Consider the following 18,675-nt stretch of genomic DNA (forward strand, 5'->3'; position numbering starts at 1 on the left):
TTTACATTAACATTTCGTTGGTGGGGCAAGATCGCCTGCGTTGACGGATCAAGTCGGGCGGGTCGCTCTGCAAGCGGCCCGCCTTGCTCAAATCAGACCCTATCCTTGGCGCGGTAGGTGTCGGGAAGAACGAAGACTTCGTCGGCGCGGCCGTAGCCGCCGTCGCGGACTTCCTCGATCAGCACCATGGTATAAGGGCGCACGCCTTCGCCGAAATAGTCGACGAACATCTGCGTGGTCTTGTGGATGAGATCTTCCTTCTGCGCCTTTGTCAGGGCGGCTTCGGGAGTCTTGAAGTTGGCAAAGGGCATTTCAAGGTCCTTTCGGGTTGGTTGGTCTAAAGCGATGGGTGGAGAAGATCGGCAAGACCGATGCGCTCAAGAAGCTGCGCCCGGACGCGGTCGGCGACGCCGTTGACGATGGTCGCCCCGTCATCCGAAGGATCGACATGGACGCGGAACGGCCGGCGGCCATGCGGCATCGCGACGAGATCGACGATGGCCTCAGCGACTTTCGAGGGATCGGCATCGACCGGCTCCAGCCCGGCAAGGCCCTTCAACGCCTGGTCGTCGACGCCAGCATAAGGTCCCGACCAATAGGCGTCCGCGCGCCCGGTGTCGGCCGGCTTGCCGGAATGGGCGAAATGCTCCGTGCCTTTGGTGAACGCGCCCGGCACGACGACGGTCGTCTCGATGCCGAAACGGGCAAGCTCCAGCGCGTAGCTCTGCGCCAGCGCGTCCATGCCCGCCTTGGCGGCGAAGTAGGGCGCGAGGAATGGCGGCGTGCCGCCGCGCGTGCTGCTCGACCCGACCCAGATCATCAGAGCCCGGCCGAGCCCGCGCATGTGTGGAAGCACAGCCCGGTTGACGCGGTGGGTGCCCAGCACATTGACGTCATAGAGCGCCGCCAACTGCTCCGGCGTGAAGGCTTCAGTCGGTCCGAATACCATATGGCCGGCATTGTGGATGACGACGTCGATGCGGCCGGCTTCCGCGAGGATGGTTTCGACGGCCGCCTCGATCGAGGCCTCCGACAGCACGTCGAGCGCGATGGCGCGGATCGCCAGTTTCTCCTCGCGCGCCAGCCTTTCGACTTCGGCCACGGCTGTGCCGCCGCGCGCCTGCGGATCGCGCATCGAGGCATAGACCCGGTGACCCGCCCTGGCGAGCGCCTCGGCCGTCATGGCGCCGAAGCCGCTCGATGCGCCGGTGATGAGTATCGTCTGCTGCATGATCGTGTATCTCCCTGGCGCAATTGCGGACGCAAACCGCTGCGCGCTTATGCCGGAATTGCTTCAGATCGCGCCGCCATTGGCGCGGACAACCTGGCCGTTGACCCATTGGCTGTCGGGACCGGCGAGGAAGGCGACGAGGCCGGCGATGTCGTCGGGCTGGCCGAGGCGGCCGAGCGGGATGAGTTTCGTTATCGCTTCGATCTGCGCGGCGCTCTTGCCGTCGGTGAAGAGTTCCGTGTCGACCGGACCGGGCGCGACTGCGTTGACCGTGATGTGGCGCGGGCCGAGTTCCTTGGCCAGTATATGCGACATGGCTTCGACGCCGGCCTTGGTCGCGGCATAGACGCCGTAAGCGGGCTGGTAGAAGCCGACGACGCTGGACGAAAAGTTGATGATGCGTCCGCCATCCTTCAGGCGCCTTGCAGCTTCGCGCATGCCGCGGAACGGGCCGCCGAGATTGATGGCGACCTGGCGTTCGAACGCCGCGTCGTCGGTGTCCGCGACCGGCGAGAGCCTCATCATGCCGGCGTTGTTGACGAGGATGTCGATCCCACCGAAGGCCTTTTCCGCCGCATCGAACAAAGCGACCATGCCGGCCGGGTCGCCGATATCGGCCTGGACGGCCAGGGCAGTGCCGCCGGCGGCCTCGATGGCGGAAACCACCTCATCGGCGGCATCCTTGCCGCGCGCATAATTGACGATGACGGCGATGCCGTCCCGGGCGAGTCGTTTGGCGATTGCCGCGCCGATGCCTCTCGAGGCGCCGGTCACGATCGCTGTTCTTGTTTTCTGCATGATCGATCTCCGTTCGTTGTTGTGGGGCGGATATAGACCGCCGCGCCAACCGGATAATCAGCCCTCCATTGACAGCAGTATTCGGATTAGGCGAACAATCGAGGCATGGATCGACTTGACGGGATGCGGCTCTTCGTTCGCGTGGTGGAGCGGCGCAGTTTCACAGCCGCGGCGGCCGATCTCGGCCTGCCGCGCTCGACCGCAACCGAAGCGGTGAAGCAGTTGGAAGACCATCTCGGCGCGAGGCTGCTGGACCGGACCACCCGCCACGTCGCCACGACACTCGATGGCCAGGCCTATTACGAGCGCTGCCTGTCGATCCTGGGCGAGGTGGAGGACGCCGAGGCCGGCTTCCGCAGCGCCGAACCGCGCGGCCTGCTGCGCATCGATGCGCATCCGCTGCTCACGCAGAGGTTCCTGCTGCCACAATTGCCCGCGTTCCTTGACCGCTATCCCGAAATCGATCTGCAAATCGGCCAGGGCGACCGGCTGGTCGACCTGGTGCGCGAGGGCGTCGATTGCGTCATCCGCGCCGGCGAGCTGCAGGACAGCGGCATGATCATGCGGCGGCTGGCGATGATCGGCGAAATCACCTGCGCCAGCCCGAGCTATCTGAAGCGGCACGGCGTGCCGGCATCACCGGAAGCGCTGGAGGGCCATCAGGCCGTCGGTTTCGTCTCCTCACGCACAGGCGAGGTGCTGCCGCTGGAATTCACGATCGGCGCAAACGTGCGTCAGGTCACGCTGCCGGGCCGGGTCCGGGTCAACAATTCCGACACCGCGGCCGATCTGGCGCGGCTGGGTTTCGGGCTTCTGCAGGCGCCACGCTATCGGCTGGAAAAAGATATCGCGGACGGCACGCTGGTCGAGGTTCTGGGGGATTTTCCGCCGACCCCGACGCCGCTGTCGGCGCTCTACCCGCAGAACCGGCAGCTCGCGCCGCGGCTGCGCGTCTTCCTGGAATGGGCATCGCGCATTTTCGCCGAGGCAAGGCTATGAGGATCATCGGCCGGGGCCGGCAGCCGACGGCGCGACTGTCCTGTCGATGCAACTCCCCTGGGATGGGAAGACAAGGCAATCCCTTCAGGCCGCCAGCGAATAGCCCAGGTCGCGCAGCGGCAGCCGGCGCACACGCTCGCCGGTGGCGGCGAAGATCGCGTTGCCGAGCGCCGGCGCCAGTGCCGGGAAAGCGGGCTCGCCCATGCCGGTCGGCGGATTGTCCGACTGGATGAAATAGGCATCGATCGTCATCGGTGCGAATGGCATGCGCAGGATCGGATAGGCGTTGTAGTTCTGTTCCCGGATACGGCCATTCTCGATGTTGATCTTGAGCCCCATCGCGGTCGAGAGAGCGTCGGTGGACGCGCCTTGCGCCTGGGCTTCGGAGCCCGCCATGTCGATGATCGGGCCGACGTCGAGCACAACCACGATACGGTTTATTCTGATCCGCTTGTCGGTATCGACGCCAAGCTCGACGGCCTGCGCGACATGGCCGGCATGCGAATAGCACCAGGCAAGTCCGAGCCCGCTGTGCTTGGCGAACGTCTTTCCCCAGCCAGCTTTCTGCGCGCACATCCTGATGACGTCGGTCGCCCGCCTGGGGCTGAAATTGACGCTCTGGTCCTTGGGCGCCAGTTCGGGCACGTCGCGGTTGACCGCGTCGAGCAGGAACTCGACATGGTCGCGCCCCGAGGCGAGCGACAATTCGTGCATGAAGCTCTGCGCGGCGAAGACCTGCGCATTGTCGCCCGGCGCGCGCCAGGCGCCGGTCGGGATTTTTAGGGGAAACATCGTCTTTGCGCGGCGCAGGTTGGGCGCCTTGATGGAATATCTGAGATTGTCGGTCAGGTTGGCGCCCGAGGCCTCTTTCTTGCCGTCGGCGGTGAAGGTGATGAAGTGCTCGCGCCAGGCGTCGAGCCTGCCGCCGTTGTCGATCGCGCCCTTGAACTGGTGGTAGCCGGCGGGCCGGTAGAAGTCGTGGGCGAAATCGTCCTCGCGGGTCCATTGCAGCTTGACCGGCGCGTTGACCTTCAGCGCGATCGCCGCCGCCTCGCAGGCATAGTCGTTGACCAGCCGCCGCCCGAAACCGCCGCCGACGCGGGTCTGGTGCATGTCGACATTTTCAGGCGGAATGCCGGCAACCTTGCCTATCAGCGGCAGGCCACGATCCGGCTGCTGGGTCGGCACCCACAGTTCCATGATGCCGTCATGCCAGTGCGCCGTGGTGTTCATCGGCTCCAGCGGCACATGGGCGGCGAAGGGATATTCGTAATAGGCCTCGACGGTCTTGGCGGCATTGGCGAAGGACTTGTCCACGTCGCCGACATTGTCGTCGGTCTTCTGCGGGAAATTGTTCGCGAGCCTTTGCGCATCGGCCGAGAAGCGCGAGGAGGAGTCGTTCGACGCTTCGCTGAGGTCCCAGTCGACCTCGAGCTTGTCCTTGGCCTGGAAGGCGCTCCAGGTGTCCCTGGCGACGATGGCGACGCCTGGCATCACCTCGACCGCCAGGCCCGTGCCCTCGACCGCGAAGGCGTCGAGCACGCCGGGTTGACGCTTGATCTCGTCGACGTTGAAGGATCTCACCTTGCCGCCTGCCGCCGGGCATTTGGTATAGGTGGCATAGACCATCCCGGGACGCTGGACATCGATGCCGAACAGCGGCTTGCCGGTGACCACCTTGGGGTCATCGACGCCGCGAAAGCGCTTGCCTATCAGCCGGTACTCGGCGCGGGTCTTCAGCTTCAGGCCCTTTGGATCGGGCACCGGCATTTTCGCCGCCGCTGCCGCCAACGAGCCATAGGTTGCGGACCGGCCGCTGGCGGCGTGCGTCAGCATCGAGGCCTGCGCCGTGATCTGCGAGGCATCCACGCTCCATGCCTGAGCCGCGGCGGCGACCAGCATCGCCTTGGCGCCCGCGCCGGCCTGGCGCAACTGGTTCCAGGCGCGCGGGATCGAGGTCGAACCGCCCGCGCCCTGGCTGCCATAAACCTTGGGATTGATGTCCGCCTGCTCCATGACGACATGGTTCCAGTCGGCGTCGAGTTCGTCGGCGATGATCACGCCGAACGACGTCTTGATGCCCTGGCCGATTTCCGGGCATTTCGAATAGATGGTGACCGTGTTGTCCGGCGCGATGCGGATGAAAGCGTTCATCGCCTGGTCCTTGGCGGCCGCTGCGTCGCCGTCGACCGCTCCGGCCGCGAATGCCGCGTCGCCGATATGGAAGCCCAGCACCAGTCCCGCGACACTTGCCCCGGTCAGCTTGAAGAAGGTGCGCCGCCCTATCGTCATTGCCGCCTTGGCGGCGCTGACCGAATGGACCTCGTCGAGCAGGGCAGAGAGATAGGCGTCGGACTGGGCGAAATGCGTTTCAGCCATTGGGAGTCTCTTTCGATTGCTGCGCCGCCTGCTCTTTGAGCACGGCCACGTCCTTGGCCGTCAGATGCGCGCCCTTGGCGCCGAAGCGGGCGGTGACGTAGTTGGCGACGGCAGCGATGTCGTCGTCGGAATAGCCCTCGCCGAAGGCCGGCATGAAGATCCTGCCGTCGGCGGTCTTGCGGCTGACGCCGTTGATCACGGTCTGCGCGACATTGGTGGCGCTGGGATCGTTCACCGCGCGCACGCCGGTCAGCGTGGCAAAGCCGGTCACCGGGCTGACGCCGGTCCAGTCGTGGCACGAAGCGCAGGCGCCGGCGAAGATCTTTTCGCCACGCGCATTGGCGTCGGCCACCACGCCTTCCTTATAGGAGGCCGGTGCTGCCGTGGTGACGGTGCGGGGCAGGTCGCTGGCATGGGCCGGAATGCTGCGCAGATAGGCGACTAAAGCGTGCGTATCGTCCGGCACCAGATAGCTCAGGCTGTCGTCGGCTGCCTCGCCCATCGGGCCTGCGGCGCCGCCATGACCATTGGCATGGCCGGTGGAGAGATAGGCATAGAGGTCGTCGTCGCTCCAGTCGCCGATGCCGGAATTCTTGTCGCCGGTGATGTTGTAAGCGCGCCAGCCGGCGGTCAGCGCGCCCGAGAACTTGCCGTGATTGTCGAGCCCGTAGGCGAGGTTGCGCGGCGTGTGGCATTCGCCGCAATGGCCCATCGCCTCGGCGAGATAGGCGCCCCGGTTCCATTGCGGGCTCTGGCCGGTGTTGGGGCGGAAGCGCCGGTCGGGATTGAACGCCACGTTCCAGAGCGCGATCAGGCCACGCTGGTTGAAGGGCCACGACAGCTGGTTCGGCTTCGCCGGCGCGTTCACCGGCGCCAGCGTGAACAGATACGCCTTGATGGCGAGAGCGTCGGCATCCGTCATCAAGGCGTAGGAGGCATAGGGCATGGCAGGGTAAAGTTTTTCGCCGTCGGCGCGAACGCCCCGATGCACCGCCGCCAAAAACTGGGAGTCGCTGTAATTGCCGATGCCGGTTTGCTTGTCCGGCGTGATGTTGGTGGAATAGATGGTGCCGAACGGCATGTTGAAAGCGAAGCCGCCGGCGAAGGGCGCGCCGCCCGGCGCGGTGTGACAGGCCTGGCAGTCGGCGGCATGGGTGAGATACGCGCCGCGCTTTACCAGATCGGCGCTGGCAAGTTCGGCCGGAACGCCGGTGACGGTGGCGTCATGATAATCCGCCAGGGCCACGGTCGAGCCGCCGGCAAACGCAAGCGGGTTGCGGCCAAGGACAAGCCAGCCGGCGAAGCCAAGCCCGGCGGCGACAATGATCGCGATGAGGATGCCGACGGCTCGCTTCATGGGTCAGGCCGATTTGGCGGCGGCGTTCTTGATGGCGCTGCGGATGCGGATATAGGTCCCGCAGCGGCACAGATTGCCGGCCATCGCCGCATCGATGTCGGCGTCGTCGGGTTGCGGGTTTGCATCGAGCAGCGCCGTCGCCGACATGATCTGGCCGGCCTGGCAATAGCCGCATTGCGGCACCGCGGCTTCCATCCAGGCCTGCTGAACCTTGGCGCCGTTGGGCGTACTGCCGATCCCCTCGATGGTGACGACGGCGCGGGTGCCGACGTCACCTACGGAGAGCTGGCACGACCGCACCGGCTTGCCGCCGACATGCACCGTGCAGACGCCGCACTGCGCGACACCGCAGCCATATTTGGTGCCGACCAGGTTGAGATGGTCGCGCAGCACCCATAGAAGCGGCATGTCTTCCGGCACATCGACGTCGCGCGATTGTCCGTTGATTGTAAGAGTGAGCACCGCACCCTCCCTGATCGGAATGAAGTCCACGCAACGGCGGAACGTCTTTGCCAAAAGGGTAGGGGACCGGAGCCCGGCAGGTAGGGATCCGCCGGATCACATTTAAGGCATCGCCGGCCCAGCTGGTCCGGGCAAAAGAGTGTCTATCGGGAAGTTAGAGGCGGCGGCTTCGACGGCCGCACGGCTGACGTTGAAACCTGCCGGAGCCGTTCGATGCGCGATCCTGAGCCAGCAAACCGGCCGCTCAGCTGCTCCGCGTCGCGACGAATGTCGCGGCGGCTTTCAGCAATTCCGCCTGCTCGCCATAGGGCTCGAGCAACGCATGCGCTTGGTCGATAAGGCCGTGGAGCTGGCCGCGCGCCCAGTCGGCTCCGTGCAGCGCGGCAAGCGTCGCCTTGCCGGCGGCGGCGTCCTTATTCGTCGCCTTGCCCATCTGCTTTGCGTCGGCGGTCAGGTCGAGCAGGTCGTCGGCGAGCTGGAAGGCAAGGCCGATCGCCGAGCCGAACTCGGCCAGCCTCTCGCGGTCGGCTGGAGGCGCGCCGGCGACGATCGCGCCGGCCTCGCAGGCGAAGCGGATCAGCGCGCCGGTCTTCATCGCCTGCAGCGTGATGATGCCGGCCTCGTCCGGCCGTTCGCGCTCGGCTTCGAGGTCCAGCATTTGGCCGCCGACCATGCCGCCGGCGCCGGCCGCGCGGGCAAGTGCGAGAACGAGGGTGCCGCGACGCTCGGCCGACAGCATGGTCGCTTCGTCGGCGATGATATCGAAGGCCAAAGTCAGCAGCGCGTCGCCGGCAAGGATCGCGGTCGCCTCGTCGAAGGCCTTGTGCACCGTCGGCTGGCCGCGCCGCAGATCGTCGTCGTCCATGGCCGGCAGGTCGTCATGGATCAGCGAATAGCAATGCACGCATTCCAGTGCCGCCGCGACACGGAGTGCGGCCTCGTTCTCGGTCGAAAACAGCGCGGCGCTTTCCAGGACCAGAAAAGGCCGCAGCCGCTTGCCGCCGTTGAGCACGCCGTGGCGCATCGCCGCCATCAGGCGCTGCGGCCGCGCGATCTCACTGGTGAGCGGACGCGCGTCGAGGATCCGCCGCAGTTCGGTCTCGACTGCGGCGGCACGCATGAAAAGCGCGGATTCGAAGGCGATCTGGGCGTCTTTGCTCATGGCCGGGAGCGGTAGCCGACACTCAGACATTGCGCAAGCAGGCTCGCGCCTTTATGCCGGAGGAGGCGAGGCACGGGTGGGGCGGCTTGACGGAACCGATCGTCGAATATGAAAGCGAAGGGCTGGACATGGCGCGACGTCGGCGCCTGAACCGCGCCGGTCTCAAGCGGCTTGGCCGGCGTTGCCTGGTCGTCGCCATCGTTTTGGCGGCCATCCCGGTCGTGCTCACCTTCCTCTACCTGCCGCCCTTCGTGCATCCGGTCTCGACGCTGATGCTGAAGGACCTCGTGACTTTTTCCGGCTACGACCGGCGCTGGGTGTCGATCGACGACGTGGCGCCGGTGCTGGCGCATTCGGTGATCATGTCGGAGGACGGGCAGTTCTGCTTCCACCGCGGCGTCGACCTCGGCGAATTGCGCGGCGTGGTCGACGACGCGCTGGCCGGCGAGGCGACGCGCGGAGCCTCCACCATTACCATGCAGACGGTGAAGAACCTTTTCCTGTGGTCGCGGCCATTGGGCAGTGTGCGCAAGGTCGTCGAGCTGCCGCTGGCCGTCTATTTCGACGCGGTGATGTCGAAGCGGCGGATCATGGAAATCTATCTCAACATCGCCGAATGGGGGCCGGGCATCTACGGCATCGAGGCAGCCGCCCAACACCATTTCGGCGTCTCGGCCAAGCAGTTGTCGCGAAGGCAGGCGGCGCTGCTGGCCGTCAGCCTGCCCAACCCGATCGCGCGCAATCCCGCCAAGCCGGGGCCGGGCCTGCGGCGGCTGGCCTCGCTGATCGAGCGGCGCGCGAGTCGATCCGGAGCGTATGTGGGCTGCCTGGATTAGAGCGTGATCCCGAAAAGTGGGAACCGGTTTTCGGAAAAGATCACGCTCCCAACGAAGACTTGGATCATGACGGCGTTTCAACGAAACGGCGTCATGATCCAAGCGAAGCGCCGCCGGCTCAAAAAAATTCGCGGCCAGCGCTGGCCAAAACGGCGCAAGGCGTGTATAGGCACCCGACTTTCTCAGATTATGGCCTCGATGCGGCCCTTTCGCGAGGGTTGGCGGGGCATTTTGACCATGTAGTGGAGCATATCCATGGCCGTTCCAAAAAGAAAAACCTCTCCGTCGAAGCGCGGCATGCGCCGCTCGGCCGACGCGCTCAAGGCCCCGACCTATGTCGAGGACAAGAATTCCGGCGAAATGCGCCGCCCGCATCATATCGACCTGAAGACCGGCATGTATCGCGGCCGCCAGGTTCTGGAGCCGAAGGAAAGCTGAGAAGCTTCCACGGTTCGTGACGTTTCAAAAGACCGGCCTTTGGCCGGTCTTTTTGTTTTGGCGACCTCATGGGCGCGGCGGCCGACCCGAAATCGGCACGACCTGACTTCGCGCCCGCGCGGCCCTGAGCCGTCTCCTGTCTATTTCAAGCGCTAAGGGTCGTTCGCGCGTGAGATGATAACGAGATGTCAGCCAACCGGCTGACATCGTTATTTCATTAGGTCTTAGAGCGTGTTCGCCGCCGCCGGTGAAAACCCTTGACGGCGCGCTTGCCGCGGATTTTACAAAAGGGGAGCCCCATTGGAGTCGCCCAGATGTTCGGTGCCATCCCGCTGCTGATCGTGCCCTTCGTCCTCTACAATCTCGGCCTGCTCGGATTGTTCGGCGGCGGCGACGATCCGTGGATGACCGAGATGTTCTCCTTCCGCATGATGTCGGGCGGCGTGTTCTCGATGACGCTCGGCGACCTGATGGTGCTGATCGGGCTGATCTTCCTGTTCATCGAGATCTCGAAATCGGTGCGCACGACCAATGCCTCGATCCTGGACCATCTTTTGTCGACGCTGGTCTTCATCGCCTTCCTGATCGAATTCCTGCTGGTGAAGGGCGCGGCGCACTCCGTCTTCTTCACGCTGATGATCATCGCCCTGTTCGACGTGCTGGCCGGCTTCTCGGTGTCGATGCGGTCGGCGAGCCGCGATATCAATTTGAACTAGGGATACAGCGCGGAAGCATGACTTCGTGATTGGCGGAACACGTTGATCGGATCGTCATTCTATGGTCTGCGCCGCGTCGCTTCGCTCCTGCTTCGCCCTGGAATGACGAACCTCTTCGCCGCGTCTCAACCTGCCGCAGCCTCAACCTTCCGCGCGACGACCGCCTCGTAGGCAGTGCGCAGCTGCCGGCGCACGGTGGGCGTGCCCGGCGGCGTCTTCGAAGGCACGCCCAGATGCTCGTGGCGCAGTTCGTCCATGAATCGCTCCCATAGCGGCGGGCCGCCCTTTTCGAGCAGCTCGGCGCGGATCGACAATTCTTCCGTAACCGGCAGCCAGACGCGTCCCCAGGCGCCGAGCTGCGCCATGATCGGCACCAGCGTGATCGCCATCTCGGTCAGGCTGTAGATCGCCTTCTGCTTGTGACTGGGGTCGTCGGCCTTGGTCAGAAGCCCGAGCTGCATCAGCCGCTTCAGCCGGTCGGCCAGGATGTTGGAGGCGATGCCTTCGATCGAGCCGTTGAGCAACTCGCGGAAATGGCGTTTTCCACCGAAGATCATGTCGCGCAGGATGATCAGGCTCCACCGGTCGCCGAACACTTCGAGCGACAGATTGATCGGGCAGCCGGACCGACGGTCGATGCTCATGGCAGTCTCCAGAAAAACCAGTTGCATTATGATATCGGTTTAATTATCCTGCAACTGATTGCAAAATGCAATCGGATTGGAGGAGCAGATGACCACCGCAGCGCAGCGCCCCGACATCGTTTCGGAGACCTTCGGCAGTTCGAAAGATCCGACGATCCTTTTGATCATGGGCGCCATGGCCTCGATGTCGTGGTGGCCCGAAGCCTTCTGCCGGCAACTTGCCGGGCGCGGTCGCTTCGTCATCCGCTACGACAACCGCGATACCGGCCTGTCGACCAAATATCCGCCGGGCGCGCCGCCTTATACGTTCGAGGACATGGTGGACGATGCCATGCGCGTGCTCGACGACCATGGCATCGCCAGGGCGCATGTCGCCGGCATGTCGATGGGCGGCATGCTCGCGCAGAGCGTCGCGCTGAAATATCCCGAACGCGTCGGCGCGCTCACCGTGATCTCTTCTTCGCCGCTCGGCGTCGACACATCCGGCCTGCCCGGGACGACCGAAGCCTATAAGGAACATTCGGCCCAGGGCGCCGATGTCGACTGGTCGAACAGGGACCAGGTGCTCGACTTCATGGTCAAGGACGCCCGCGCGATTGCCAGCACGCGCCATCCGTTCGACGAGGAACGGACGCGCGCGATGATCGAGGCGGACTACGATCGCTCCGGCGGTCTCGCCAGCGCGACCAACCATTTCCTGCTCAACGGCGGCGGCCCGCAACGGACGGTGCGGAATCTTCGCGCGCCGCTGCTCGTCATCCACGGCAGCGCCGATCCGCTCTTCCCGATCGAGCATGGCGAAGCGCTGGCGAAGGCCGTTCCCGGCGCAAGGCTGGTCAAGGTCGAAGGCGGCGGCCATGAATTGCACCGCAACGACTGGCCTCAAATCGTCGAGGCTATCGCCGCTCACGGGCAGCGCTGACAAGAAGCCGCCTTGACTTATGCCGCCCGGGACAATAGTGAAGTAATCACTTCAGTATTGTCCAGCGGCCGAACGCGAAAGAGAGCCGGAATGTCCCTGACGCTGCATTTCCACCCGCTGGCCTCGTTCTGCTGGAAGCCGCTGATCGCGTTCTACGAGAACGGCACGCCTTTCGAACCGGTGATTGTCGACCTCGGCGACGAGGCCTCCCGCGCCGCCTTCCTGAAGGTGTCGCCGACCGGCAAGATGCCGGCGCTGCGTGACGATGCGCGGGACCGCACGGTGCTGGAATCGACCATCGTCGTCGAATATCTCGCCGCGCATTATCCGGGGCCGGTCGAGCTCGTTCCCGCCACTATCGATCTCGCCCTGCAGGTCCGCCAGGCCGACCGCTTCTACGATTTCTACGTGCAGCATCCGATGCAGAAGATCGTCGGCGACAGGCTGCGGCCAAAGGACAAGACCGATCCGTTCGGCGTCGAGGAGTGCCGGGCGCAATTGCGCAATTCCTACGCCATCGTCGAAGAGGACATGCAGGGCAAGACCTGGGCGGTGGGCGAGACCTTCACGATGGCCGACTGCGCCGCGTCGCCGGCGCTGTTCTATGCCAACAAGGTCGAGCCGTTCGGCGACAAGTTTCCGGCGGTGAAGCGCTACCACGACCGGCTGCTCGCGCGTCCGTCCTTCGCCCGCGTCATCGAGGAAGCGCAGCCCTATTTCAAGTTCTTCCCCTACAACAACGGCTAGAGCCGGATGATTTCAGGTCTGTTCGACCTGAAATCTGAATCCGTCTCTAAATCAAAGAGATAGAGCATGATGTCGTCCGAAAACCGCTTCACACTTTTCGGCATCATGCTCTAGAGCGCGATGCTGCACGATCCCGCCCAGCTCGATCTGATGTTCCAGGCGCTCGCCGATCCGGCGCGGCGGCAGATGGTGGATCGGCTGTCGCGCGGGCCGGCGTCGGTCAGCCAGCTGGCGGAACCGCTGGCGATGTCATTGTCGGCCGTCGTCCAGCATCTCAACGTGCTCGAGGCGAGCGGCCTGGTGAGAACCGAAAAGCTTGGCCGGGTCCGCACCTGCCGGATCGAACCGCAGGCGCTTCGGGCCGCCGAGCGCTGGATCAACGAGCGGCGGCTCGCCTGGGAGCGCCGGCTCGACCGCCTCGGCGATTTCCTCGCTGAAACCAAGGATGAAACCTGAAGGGTCCCGTCATGAGCGAACGATCCGTCGTCCATTCCACCTTCGTCATCGAACGCGTCTACCCGGCGGCGCCCGAGAAGGTCTATTTCGCGCTGAGCGATCCGGCCGCCAAGAAACGCTGGTTCGTCGATCCCGACAACCCCATGCCCAGCCGGCATGAGATGGATTTTCGCGTCGGCGGCAAGGAGGTGAATGCCGGCTGTCCAAGCGATGGGCAGATGCATTTCTACAACGCGGTCTATCAGGATATCGTGCCCAACCGGCGCATCGTCTACAGCTATGAGCTCTTGTTCGGCGAAACCCGGGTCTCGGTTTCGCTCGCGACGATCGAGCTTATCCCCGAAGGCAAGGGTACGCGGCTTATCCTGACAGAGCAGGGCGCCTTCTTCGACGGCATCGATACGCCGGCCACCCGCGAGCATGGCACCGGCGAACTGCTCGATGCGCTCGGCGCTGCCCTGCAGGTGGCGGCTTGAGGCCTCCAGCCAAAGCGCATTGCGCTTTGGATCTTTGTCTGATGCATGTCATTGCCTCAGAACCGCTGCACACTTCTGAGCGACATGCATTAGGACTATTCTCCCGGCGCCGTTTCCCAGAATTGGTCGAGCCAGATGTTGAGCCTGAGGAAGCCGGCGCTGCTGACGGCATAGACGCGCCTCGTGCCTTCGGCCTTGGCGTTGACCAGGCCGGCGTCGAGCAGGACCTTCAGATGTTGGGAGACCGCAGGGCGTGAGACAGGCAACCCGGCCGCCAATTCGTTCACCGTCTTCGGGCCGCGCCGGAGTTCTTCCAAAAGATAGCGCCGGTTGGGATCGGCTATCGCCACGAAGGCGTCAGAAAACATCATGCCTTTATTTGTGAGGCAAAGTCCTGCGAATCTCAACTATTGGTTTCAACCTTTCTGCGCGGATCGAGCCGCGTGGCCTCGGGCGTGACCGCGCGGTCCGCGGGCTGCGTCTTGAAGGCATCGCGGTTTTCGATCGGCACCGGCGCGCGGGCGCGGATACGCAGCAGTGTGTAGCCGGCAAGGCTGAGATGCGCGAGCGCGGTTGCCAGGAAAAGCCCCTCCGGACGCACCGAACCCATCAAGGCCGCGGCCAAAAGCGGGCCGATCATCGTGCCGAAGCCGTAGAGCAGGAGCAGGCCGCCGGAAACCTTGACGAAGTCCTCGGAGCGGGCGTGGTCGTTGGCATGCGCGACAGCGATCGAATAGAGCGTATAGGCGAACGCGCCATAGGCTGCGGTCATCACGATGATGAAGACGCCCGAACGCGGCGCGATCAGGAAGATCAACACCGCGACCAGGGCCGCGCCGAAGGCCGCGCCGGCCAGCACGAAGCGGCGGTCGGTCGTATCCGACAGGCGCCCGGCCGGCAGCTGCATGGCGGCGCCGGAAATGACCACCAGGCTCATCATCAGCGCGATCTCGGCGGTCGATATGCCGACACGCGCGCCATAGACGGCGCCCAGCGTGCCCCAGGCGCCGTTGGCGATGCCGATCAGGAGGCAGGCCACCGCCGACACCGGCGAGTTGGCGTAGAGGCCTTTGACGTCCAGCTTGACGTCCTGCAGGGGCTTGGGATGCGACTGCGTCGACACGGCCGTCGGAATGAGCGACAGGCAAAACAGGATGCCGGTGATCATGAACAGCGAGGCCGACCGCACATCGCCGCCGGCGACGATCATCTGGCCGCCCATGATCGAAGCATAGGTGACCATCATATAGAGGCCGAAGACGGTGCCGCGGTTCTCGTTGGTGGCCTTCTCGTTCAGCCAGCTCTCGATCACCATGAAGGCGCCGGCCATGGTGAAGCCGGTGAAGGCGCGCAAAAGGATCCAGACATATTCGTCGATGATGAGGCCGGTGAGCAGCGCGATGATCGCGCCCGACGCGGCGAAGGCGCCGAAAGCCCTGACATGGCCGGCGCGGCGCACGAGACGCGGCGCGAAGAAGCAGCCGGCGACGAAGCCGCCCGCCCAGGCCGTGCCCATCAGGCCGAGCGATGCGGTCGAAAAACCCTCCACCTGGCCGCGCAGCGGCAAGAGCAGGCCGTGCAGGCCGGACGCGGCGAGCAGGAACGCCGTGCCGCGCAGCAGCGAGAGGATCGGTCTGTAAGTTGCAAACATCGCTTGATCCGGGTTCGAGACGCAGGGTCTGAAGACAGATGTATTCGGGCTTTTCGGCGGCGAGCGAGCACGCCGAACAATTTATCCGCGGCGGAACAGCGACTCGGCGGCGGATTTGGTGGCGCCCTTGGCGGTGCGCTCGGCTTCCAGCCTGGCGATCTCGTCGCGCAGCAATGCGATGCGCTCAGACAATTCGTCCACGGACAGCAGCGACAGGTCCTGGCCGATCTCGTGCGGGCGCGGCTTCTTCCTGGGTTCGTCGTCGAAGATCGCCATCCGTCGCTCCTCCCTTACTTGGCCATTTGCCTGATTTGACAATCAGCATACATAGAGCAATTCCAGGAAAAGTGCGTAGCGGTTTTCCGTCCGGAATTGCGTAAGAACAAAGAGTTGGAGCGGTTCGGCGTCTCTTTCGGACGTCAAAACGTTCCAAGCAGGGACGCCGATGCAAACGGCCGACGACAGATCGACATAAGGAGACGGCAAGCCATGGCAAACGGGCAGAAGATTCCGGCAAATATGACGGCCATCGCGATCTCGCAACCGGGCGGGCCAAAGGTGCTCAAGCCGGAAACGCGCGACGTGCCGGTGCCCGGCCCCGGCGAGGTGCTGATCCGTGTGCACGCCGCCGGAGTCAACCGGCCGGACGTGCAACAGCGCAAGGGCGCCTATCCACCGCCGCCCGGCGCCTCGGACCTGCCCGGTCTCGAGGTGGCCGGCGAAATCGCGGCACTCGGCGACGAGATATCGCGCTGGCGCATCGGCGACCGGGTCTGCGCGCTGACGCCGGGCGGCGGCTATGCCGAATATGTCAAGGTCCATGCCGGCAGCGTGCTGCCGATCCCGGCCGGCTTCACCTATTCGGAAGCCGCCGCCGTGCCGGAGAACTATTTCACCGTCTGGCACAATGTGTTCGAGCGCGGCGGCCTGAAGAAGGGCGAGACGCTGCTCGTCCATGGCGGCTCGTCCGGCATCGGCACCACCGCCATCCAGCTCGCCTCGGCATTCGGCGCCACTGTGATCACCACCGCCGGCAGCAAGGAGAAATGCGACGCCTGCCTCAAGCTCGGCGCCGCCCGGGCCATCAATTACCGCGAGGAGGATTTCGTCGCCGCGGTGAAGGACGCGACCGACAGGAAGGGCGCCGACGTCATCCTCGACATGGTCGGCGGCGACTATGTCGCGCGTAACTACGAGGCGGCGGCCGTCGAGGGGCGCATCGTCCAGATCGCGGTGCAGGCCGGCGCCGTCGCAAGCACCAATTTCGCAACGCTTATGGTCAAGCGCCTGACCCACACCGGCTCGACACTTCGCCCGCGCACCGTCGAATTCAAGGCGGCGCTTGCCGCCGCGCTGGAGGCCCAGGTGTGGCCGCTGCTCGGCACGCGCAAGGTTGCCCCCGTGATGGACATGATCTTTCCGCTGACCGAAGCCTGGCGGGCGCATGAACGGATGGAAGAGGGCGAGCATATAGGCAAGATCGTCCTCGACGTCGGCTAGGATGGGCCGATATTCAGGCGAGGCCGGCCTGCGAACAAGCTTCCTGTGCTTCCGGTGCTCACGTACTAAAGTACGCTCCCGCTCCGGTTCTCGGAAGCCATTGTTCTCGGCTCGGCCTGACCTGAATATCGGCCCATCCTGGTTCCGCGCCCTCCCTTAGCGACAAGCTGAACGAAGCCTTAATGCTGCAATGCACAAAACGCATTGCGGCCATGCAAAAGCGTCCGTTCAATTTGTGGGCAGGAGTGCCTATTTACGCGTCATCAAACGATTTGACCAAACGACTGGAGAAACCAAAATGAACCCGATCAGTGCTTTCCGTAAGTGGCGCATGTACAACGAGACCGTGCGTGAATTGAACAAGCTCAATGCCCGTCAGCTGAGCGACCTCGGCATCAACCGTGCCGACATCGAGCGTATCGCCCGTCAGGCGGTGTAATCAGACGCAGCCCGACCGCAAGGCCGGGCTGCGACATGCAAGCCAGAGCCGTCGAGACGCTTGCTTTGTTTCCGGTTCCAAGCCCGCTGGACCTCGTCCAGCGGGTTTTGTCTTTCCAGGGCTGTGAATCGGGCCCTTCCCAAAAACATTGCGAAAATTGGAGGGAGCGTTTATACAGGCCGCGAATTTCCCATTTTGGTGGCTCTAAAACCACCGCCCGCGCGGGAACGCGGGCGAACGAGAAGGATTTTTGATATGGCCAATTCGCTGCTGATGCCCAAGGCGACCGCCGTCTGGCTGGTCGACAACACCGCGCTCTCCTTCGAGCAGATCGCGCAGTTCTGCGGATTGCATCCGCTCGAGGTCAAGGCGATCGCCGACGGCGAGTCGGCGCAAGGCATCAAGGGCATGGACCCGATCATCACCGGCCAGCTGACGCGCGACGAGATCGCGCGCGGCGAGAAGGACGTCAACTACCGGCTGAAGCTGTCGGAGCCTAAGGTGCGGGTGCCTGAATCGAAACGCAAGGGCCCGCGCTACACGCCGCTGTCGAAGCGCCAGGACCGGCCGAACGCCATCCTGTGGCTGGTGCGCAACCACCCGGAACTCAAGGACGCGCAGATCTCGCGTCTTGTCGGCACCACCAAGTCGACGATCGAGCAGATCCGTGAGCGCAAGCACTGGAATTCGGCCAATCTGCAGCCGATGGATCCGGTGACGCTCGGCCTTACCTCGCAGATCGACCTCGACCTCGAAGTCAACCGCGCCTCGCGCGGCCGCGAGCCGGCGCAGCCCGTCGGCGACACGCTGCTGCCCGCCGCACTCACCGAACGGCTGGTGCCCGCGCCCGAGAAGCCGAAGGACGAAGATCAGGAGCTGGACGCCAACGCCGTCTTCGCCAAGCTTTCGGCGCTCAAGTCGAAGAACGAGGATGCGGACGACGAGTAGTCGTCGCGCCGCGGTTGCTGCACGCTTTTTGAGCGGCGGTATCCACGAACCCAACAAAAAAGCCCGCTTCGAGCGGGCTTTTCTGTTGGACAATGGCTTGGGAGGAAGTCACGTCCGCGCGGCGCGGTCGGGCGCCATGCCGTAATCCTCTGAGCGCTCGACGGCGCGGTAGAAATCGGCGAGCTGCTTGCCGCGCTCCGGCTTGAAGATACGGCCGGCGATGACGACCGAGGCGATGCGGTCGATGCGGAAAGCGCGGAAATCGTCGCGCATCTCGCACCATGCGACCAGGGTCCAGACCTTGCCCCAGAACCACAGGCCAAGCGGCCTGATGTCGCGCGCGGTGCCGCGGCCGGCCTCGTCGGAATAGTCGATGGTCAGCACCTGGCGTTTCTCGACGGCGCGCTCGATCAAGTCGATGGCCTCGCGCGCGGCGTCGCTCACCACCCACATCGGCGTGTGGATCTCGGTGCGGGCGAAGCGAAACTTCTCGGCATCGGGCAGCACGGCGCCG

Annotated in this window: 23 protein-coding genes; 11 read left to right on the top strand and 12 right to left on the bottom strand. The window is 64.5% G+C overall.

What is annotated here, in order from left to right:
- Positions 1–92: 92 nt before the first annotated feature.
- The 3 genes from FJW07_RS23875 to FJW07_RS23885 are packed head-to-tail and all read right to left on the bottom strand — an operon-like array spanning position 93 to position 2,029.
- Positions 93–311, bottom strand: a complete 219-nt coding sequence (locus FJW07_RS23875; protein ID WP_140859009.1) for a 4-oxalocrotonate tautomerase family protein — start codon at positions 309–311, stop codon at positions 93–95.
- A 26-nt stretch (positions 312–337) separates the two neighbouring features.
- Positions 338–1,234: an SDR family oxidoreductase gene (locus tag FJW07_RS23880; protein ID WP_140859010.1), complete on the bottom strand. Its 897-nt coding sequence runs from the start codon at positions 1,232–1,234 to the stop codon at positions 338–340.
- A 60-nt stretch (positions 1,235–1,294) separates the two neighbouring features.
- Entirely contained in the window at positions 1,295–2,029 is a 735-nt protein-coding gene (locus tag FJW07_RS23885) for an SDR family oxidoreductase (protein ID WP_181175306.1), read from the bottom strand.
- 105 nt (positions 2,030–2,134) lie between these two features.
- On the opposite strand from FJW07_RS23885, the gene FJW07_RS23890 reads away from it, so the two are divergent.
- A complete protein-coding gene (locus FJW07_RS23890; RefSeq protein WP_140645793.1) occupies positions 2,135–3,028 on the top strand; it encodes a LysR family transcriptional regulator in 894 nt (297 codons plus the stop codon).
- An 84-nt stretch (positions 3,029–3,112) separates the two neighbouring features.
- On the opposite strand, the gene FJW07_RS23895 is transcribed toward FJW07_RS23890, so the two are convergent.
- The 4 genes from FJW07_RS23895 to FJW07_RS23910 all read right to left on the bottom strand — a co-directional run bounded on the left by FJW07_RS23895 (position 3,113) and on the right by FJW07_RS23910 (position 8,346).
- A complete protein-coding gene (locus FJW07_RS23895; protein ID WP_140859011.1) occupies positions 3,113–5,407 on the bottom strand; it encodes a molybdopterin cofactor-binding domain-containing protein in 2,295 nt (764 codons plus the stop codon).
- Entirely contained in the window at positions 5,400–6,764 is a 1,365-nt protein-coding gene (locus FJW07_RS23900) for a cytochrome c (RefSeq protein ID WP_140859012.1), read from the bottom strand. The genes FJW07_RS23895 and FJW07_RS23900 overlap by 8 nt, the downstream gene beginning before the upstream one ends.
- Positions 6,765–6,767: 3 nt before the next feature.
- Entirely contained in the window at positions 6,768–7,226 is a 459-nt protein-coding gene (locus FJW07_RS23905) for a (2Fe-2S)-binding protein (protein ID WP_140659718.1), read from the bottom strand.
- A 244-nt stretch (positions 7,227–7,470) separates the two neighbouring features.
- Positions 7,471–8,346, bottom strand: coding sequence for a polyprenyl synthetase family protein (locus FJW07_RS23910; RefSeq protein WP_246680855.1), 876 nt, complete (start codon positions 8,344–8,346; stop codon positions 7,471–7,473).
- A gap of 170 nt (positions 8,347–8,516) precedes the next feature.
- On the opposite strand from FJW07_RS23910, the gene FJW07_RS23915 reads away from it, so the two are divergent.
- From FJW07_RS23915 to FJW07_RS23925, 3 genes are all read left to right on the top strand, one after another.
- On the top strand, positions 8,517–9,224 hold the full coding sequence (locus tag FJW07_RS23915) for a transglycosylase domain-containing protein (protein ID WP_181175322.1): 708 nt from the start codon (positions 8,517–8,519) through the stop codon (positions 9,222–9,224).
- 255 nt (positions 9,225–9,479) lie between these two features.
- A complete protein-coding gene (gene rpmF / locus FJW07_RS23920) occupies positions 9,480–9,662 on the top strand; it encodes a 50S ribosomal protein L32 (RefSeq protein WP_006203806.1) in 183 nt (60 codons plus the stop codon).
- 314 nt (positions 9,663–9,976) lie between these two features.
- Positions 9,977–10,378 (top strand): hypothetical protein, encoded by a 402-nt coding sequence (locus FJW07_RS23925; RefSeq protein WP_140859014.1) that lies wholly within the window; start codon positions 9,977–9,979, stop codon positions 10,376–10,378.
- Positions 10,379–10,503: 125 nt separating this feature from the next.
- Here the strand turns inward: FJW07_RS23925 and FJW07_RS23930 are convergent, their stop codons facing one another.
- Positions 10,504–11,022 (bottom strand): helix-turn-helix domain-containing protein, encoded by a 519-nt coding sequence (locus tag FJW07_RS23930; protein WP_140859015.1) that lies wholly within the window; start codon positions 11,020–11,022, stop codon positions 10,504–10,506.
- Between the two features lie 88 nt (positions 11,023–11,110).
- Between FJW07_RS23930 and FJW07_RS23935 the strand changes: the two genes are divergently transcribed.
- The 4 genes from FJW07_RS23935 to FJW07_RS23950 all read left to right on the top strand — a co-directional run bounded on the left by FJW07_RS23935 (position 11,111) and on the right by FJW07_RS23950 (position 13,623).
- Entirely contained in the window at positions 11,111–11,944 is an 834-nt protein-coding gene (locus FJW07_RS23935; protein WP_140859016.1) for an alpha/beta hydrolase, read from the top strand.
- 90 nt (positions 11,945–12,034) lie between these two features.
- On the top strand, positions 12,035–12,691 hold the full coding sequence (locus FJW07_RS23940; protein WP_140859017.1) for a glutathione S-transferase family protein: 657 nt from the start codon (positions 12,035–12,037) through the stop codon (positions 12,689–12,691).
- A gap of 120 nt (positions 12,692–12,811) precedes the next feature.
- Entirely contained in the window at positions 12,812–13,147 is a 336-nt protein-coding gene (locus FJW07_RS23945) for a metalloregulator ArsR/SmtB family transcription factor (protein ID WP_140659963.1), read from the top strand.
- An 11-nt stretch (positions 13,148–13,158) separates the two neighbouring features.
- Positions 13,159–13,623: an SRPBCC family protein gene (locus FJW07_RS23950; RefSeq protein ID WP_140859018.1), complete on the top strand. Its 465-nt coding sequence runs from the start codon at positions 13,159–13,161 to the stop codon at positions 13,621–13,623.
- 95 nt (positions 13,624–13,718) lie between these two features.
- Here the strand turns inward: FJW07_RS23950 and FJW07_RS23955 are convergent, their stop codons facing one another.
- From FJW07_RS23955 to FJW07_RS23965, 3 genes are all read right to left on the bottom strand, one after another.
- Positions 13,719–13,994 (bottom strand): metalloregulator ArsR/SmtB family transcription factor, encoded by a 276-nt coding sequence (locus FJW07_RS23955; protein WP_040985209.1) that lies wholly within the window; start codon positions 13,992–13,994, stop codon positions 13,719–13,721.
- Between the two features lie 32 nt (positions 13,995–14,026).
- Positions 14,027–15,274, bottom strand: coding sequence for an MFS transporter (locus tag FJW07_RS23960; RefSeq protein ID WP_140645783.1), 1,248 nt, complete (start codon positions 15,272–15,274; stop codon positions 14,027–14,029).
- Between the two features lie 81 nt (positions 15,275–15,355).
- Positions 15,356–15,550 carry a DUF1192 domain-containing protein gene (locus FJW07_RS23965; protein WP_140645782.1) on the bottom strand — a complete coding sequence of 65 codons (195 nt, stop codon included), beginning with the start codon at positions 15,548–15,550 and terminating at the stop codon, positions 15,356–15,358.
- A gap of 213 nt (positions 15,551–15,763) precedes the next feature.
- On the opposite strand from FJW07_RS23965, the gene FJW07_RS23970 reads away from it, so the two are divergent.
- The 3 genes from FJW07_RS23970 (at position 15,764) to FJW07_RS23980 (ending at position 18,161) form a co-directional block, all read left to right on the top strand.
- A complete protein-coding gene (locus tag FJW07_RS23970) occupies positions 15,764–16,774 on the top strand; it encodes an NAD(P)H-quinone oxidoreductase (protein ID WP_140704671.1) in 1,011 nt (336 codons plus the stop codon).
- 298 nt (positions 16,775–17,072) lie between these two features.
- On the top strand, positions 17,073–17,213 hold the full coding sequence (locus tag FJW07_RS23975; protein ID WP_095767350.1) for a DUF1127 domain-containing protein: 141 nt from the start codon (positions 17,073–17,075) through the stop codon (positions 17,211–17,213).
- A 255-nt stretch (positions 17,214–17,468) separates the two neighbouring features.
- Positions 17,469–18,161: a DUF1013 domain-containing protein gene (locus FJW07_RS23980; protein ID WP_140645780.1), complete on the top strand. Its 693-nt coding sequence runs from the start codon at positions 17,469–17,471 to the stop codon at positions 18,159–18,161.
- 108 nt (positions 18,162–18,269) lie between these two features.
- Here FJW07_RS23980 and FJW07_RS23985 read toward each other — a convergent pair.
- On the bottom strand, positions 18,270–18,675 hold a 406-nt coding region (locus FJW07_RS23985), incomplete at its 5' end, for a WYL domain-containing protein (protein ID WP_140859019.1).

It is taken from the genome of Mesorhizobium sp. B3-1-9, assembly GCF_006439595.1.
GTDB lineage: Bacteria > Pseudomonadota > Alphaproteobacteria > Rhizobiales > Rhizobiaceae > Mesorhizobium.

Bases quoted from the DNA above. Each gene is read 5' to 3' on its own strand.
- FJW07_RS23875 (WP_140859009.1), bottom strand. From the start codon at position 311: ATGCCCTTTGCCAACTTCAAGACTCCCGAAGCCGCCCTGACAAAGGCG.
- FJW07_RS23885 (WP_181175306.1), bottom strand. From the start codon at position 2,029: ATGCAGAAAACAAGAACAGCGATCGTGACCGGCGCCTCGAGAGGCATC.
- FJW07_RS23890 (WP_140645793.1), top strand. From the start codon at position 2,135: ATGGATCGACTTGACGGGATGCGGCTCTTCGTTCGCGTGGTGGAGCGG.
- FJW07_RS23895 (WP_140859011.1), bottom strand. From the start codon at position 5,407: ATGGCTGAAACGCATTTCGCCCAGTCCGACGCCTATCTCTCTGCCCTG.
- FJW07_RS23900 (WP_140859012.1), bottom strand. From the start codon at position 6,764: ATGAAGCGAGCCGTCGGCATCCTCATCGCGATCATTGTCGCCGCCGGG.
- FJW07_RS23910 (WP_246680855.1), bottom strand. From the start codon at position 8,346: ATGCGTGCCGCCGCAGTCGAGACCGAACTGCGGCGGATCCTCGACGCG.
- FJW07_RS23915 (WP_181175322.1), top strand. From the start codon at position 8,517: ATGGCGCGACGTCGGCGCCTGAACCGCGCCGGTCTCAAGCGGCTTGGC.
- rpmF (WP_006203806.1), top strand. From the start codon at position 9,480: ATGGCCGTTCCAAAAAGAAAAACCTCTCCGTCGAAGCGCGGCATGCGC.
- FJW07_RS23925 (WP_140859014.1), top strand. From the start codon at position 9,977: ATGTTCGGTGCCATCCCGCTGCTGATCGTGCCCTTCGTCCTCTACAAT.
- FJW07_RS23930 (WP_140859015.1), bottom strand. From the start codon at position 11,022: ATGAGCATCGACCGTCGGTCCGGCTGCCCGATCAATCTGTCGCTCGAA.
- FJW07_RS23935 (WP_140859016.1), top strand. From the start codon at position 11,111: ATGACCACCGCAGCGCAGCGCCCCGACATCGTTTCGGAGACCTTCGGC.
- FJW07_RS23940 (WP_140859017.1), top strand. From the start codon at position 12,035: ATGTCCCTGACGCTGCATTTCCACCCGCTGGCCTCGTTCTGCTGGAAG.
- FJW07_RS23945 (WP_140659963.1), top strand. From the start codon at position 12,812: ATGCTGCACGATCCCGCCCAGCTCGATCTGATGTTCCAGGCGCTCGCC.
- FJW07_RS23950 (WP_140859018.1), top strand. From the start codon at position 13,159: ATGAGCGAACGATCCGTCGTCCATTCCACCTTCGTCATCGAACGCGTC.
- FJW07_RS23955 (WP_040985209.1), bottom strand. From the start codon at position 13,994: ATGATGTTTTCTGACGCCTTCGTGGCGATAGCCGATCCCAACCGGCGC.
- FJW07_RS23960 (WP_140645783.1), bottom strand. From the start codon at position 15,274: ATGTTTGCAACTTACAGACCGATCCTCTCGCTGCTGCGCGGCACGGCG.
- FJW07_RS23965 (WP_140645782.1), bottom strand. From the start codon at position 15,550: ATGGCGATCTTCGACGACGAACCCAGGAAGAAGCCGCGCCCGCACGAG.
- FJW07_RS23970 (WP_140704671.1), top strand. From the start codon at position 15,764: ATGGCAAACGGGCAGAAGATTCCGGCAAATATGACGGCCATCGCGATC.
- FJW07_RS23975 (WP_095767350.1), top strand. From the start codon at position 17,073: ATGAACCCGATCAGTGCTTTCCGTAAGTGGCGCATGTACAACGAGACC.
- FJW07_RS23980 (WP_140645780.1), top strand. From the start codon at position 17,469: ATGGCCAATTCGCTGCTGATGCCCAAGGCGACCGCCGTCTGGCTGGTC.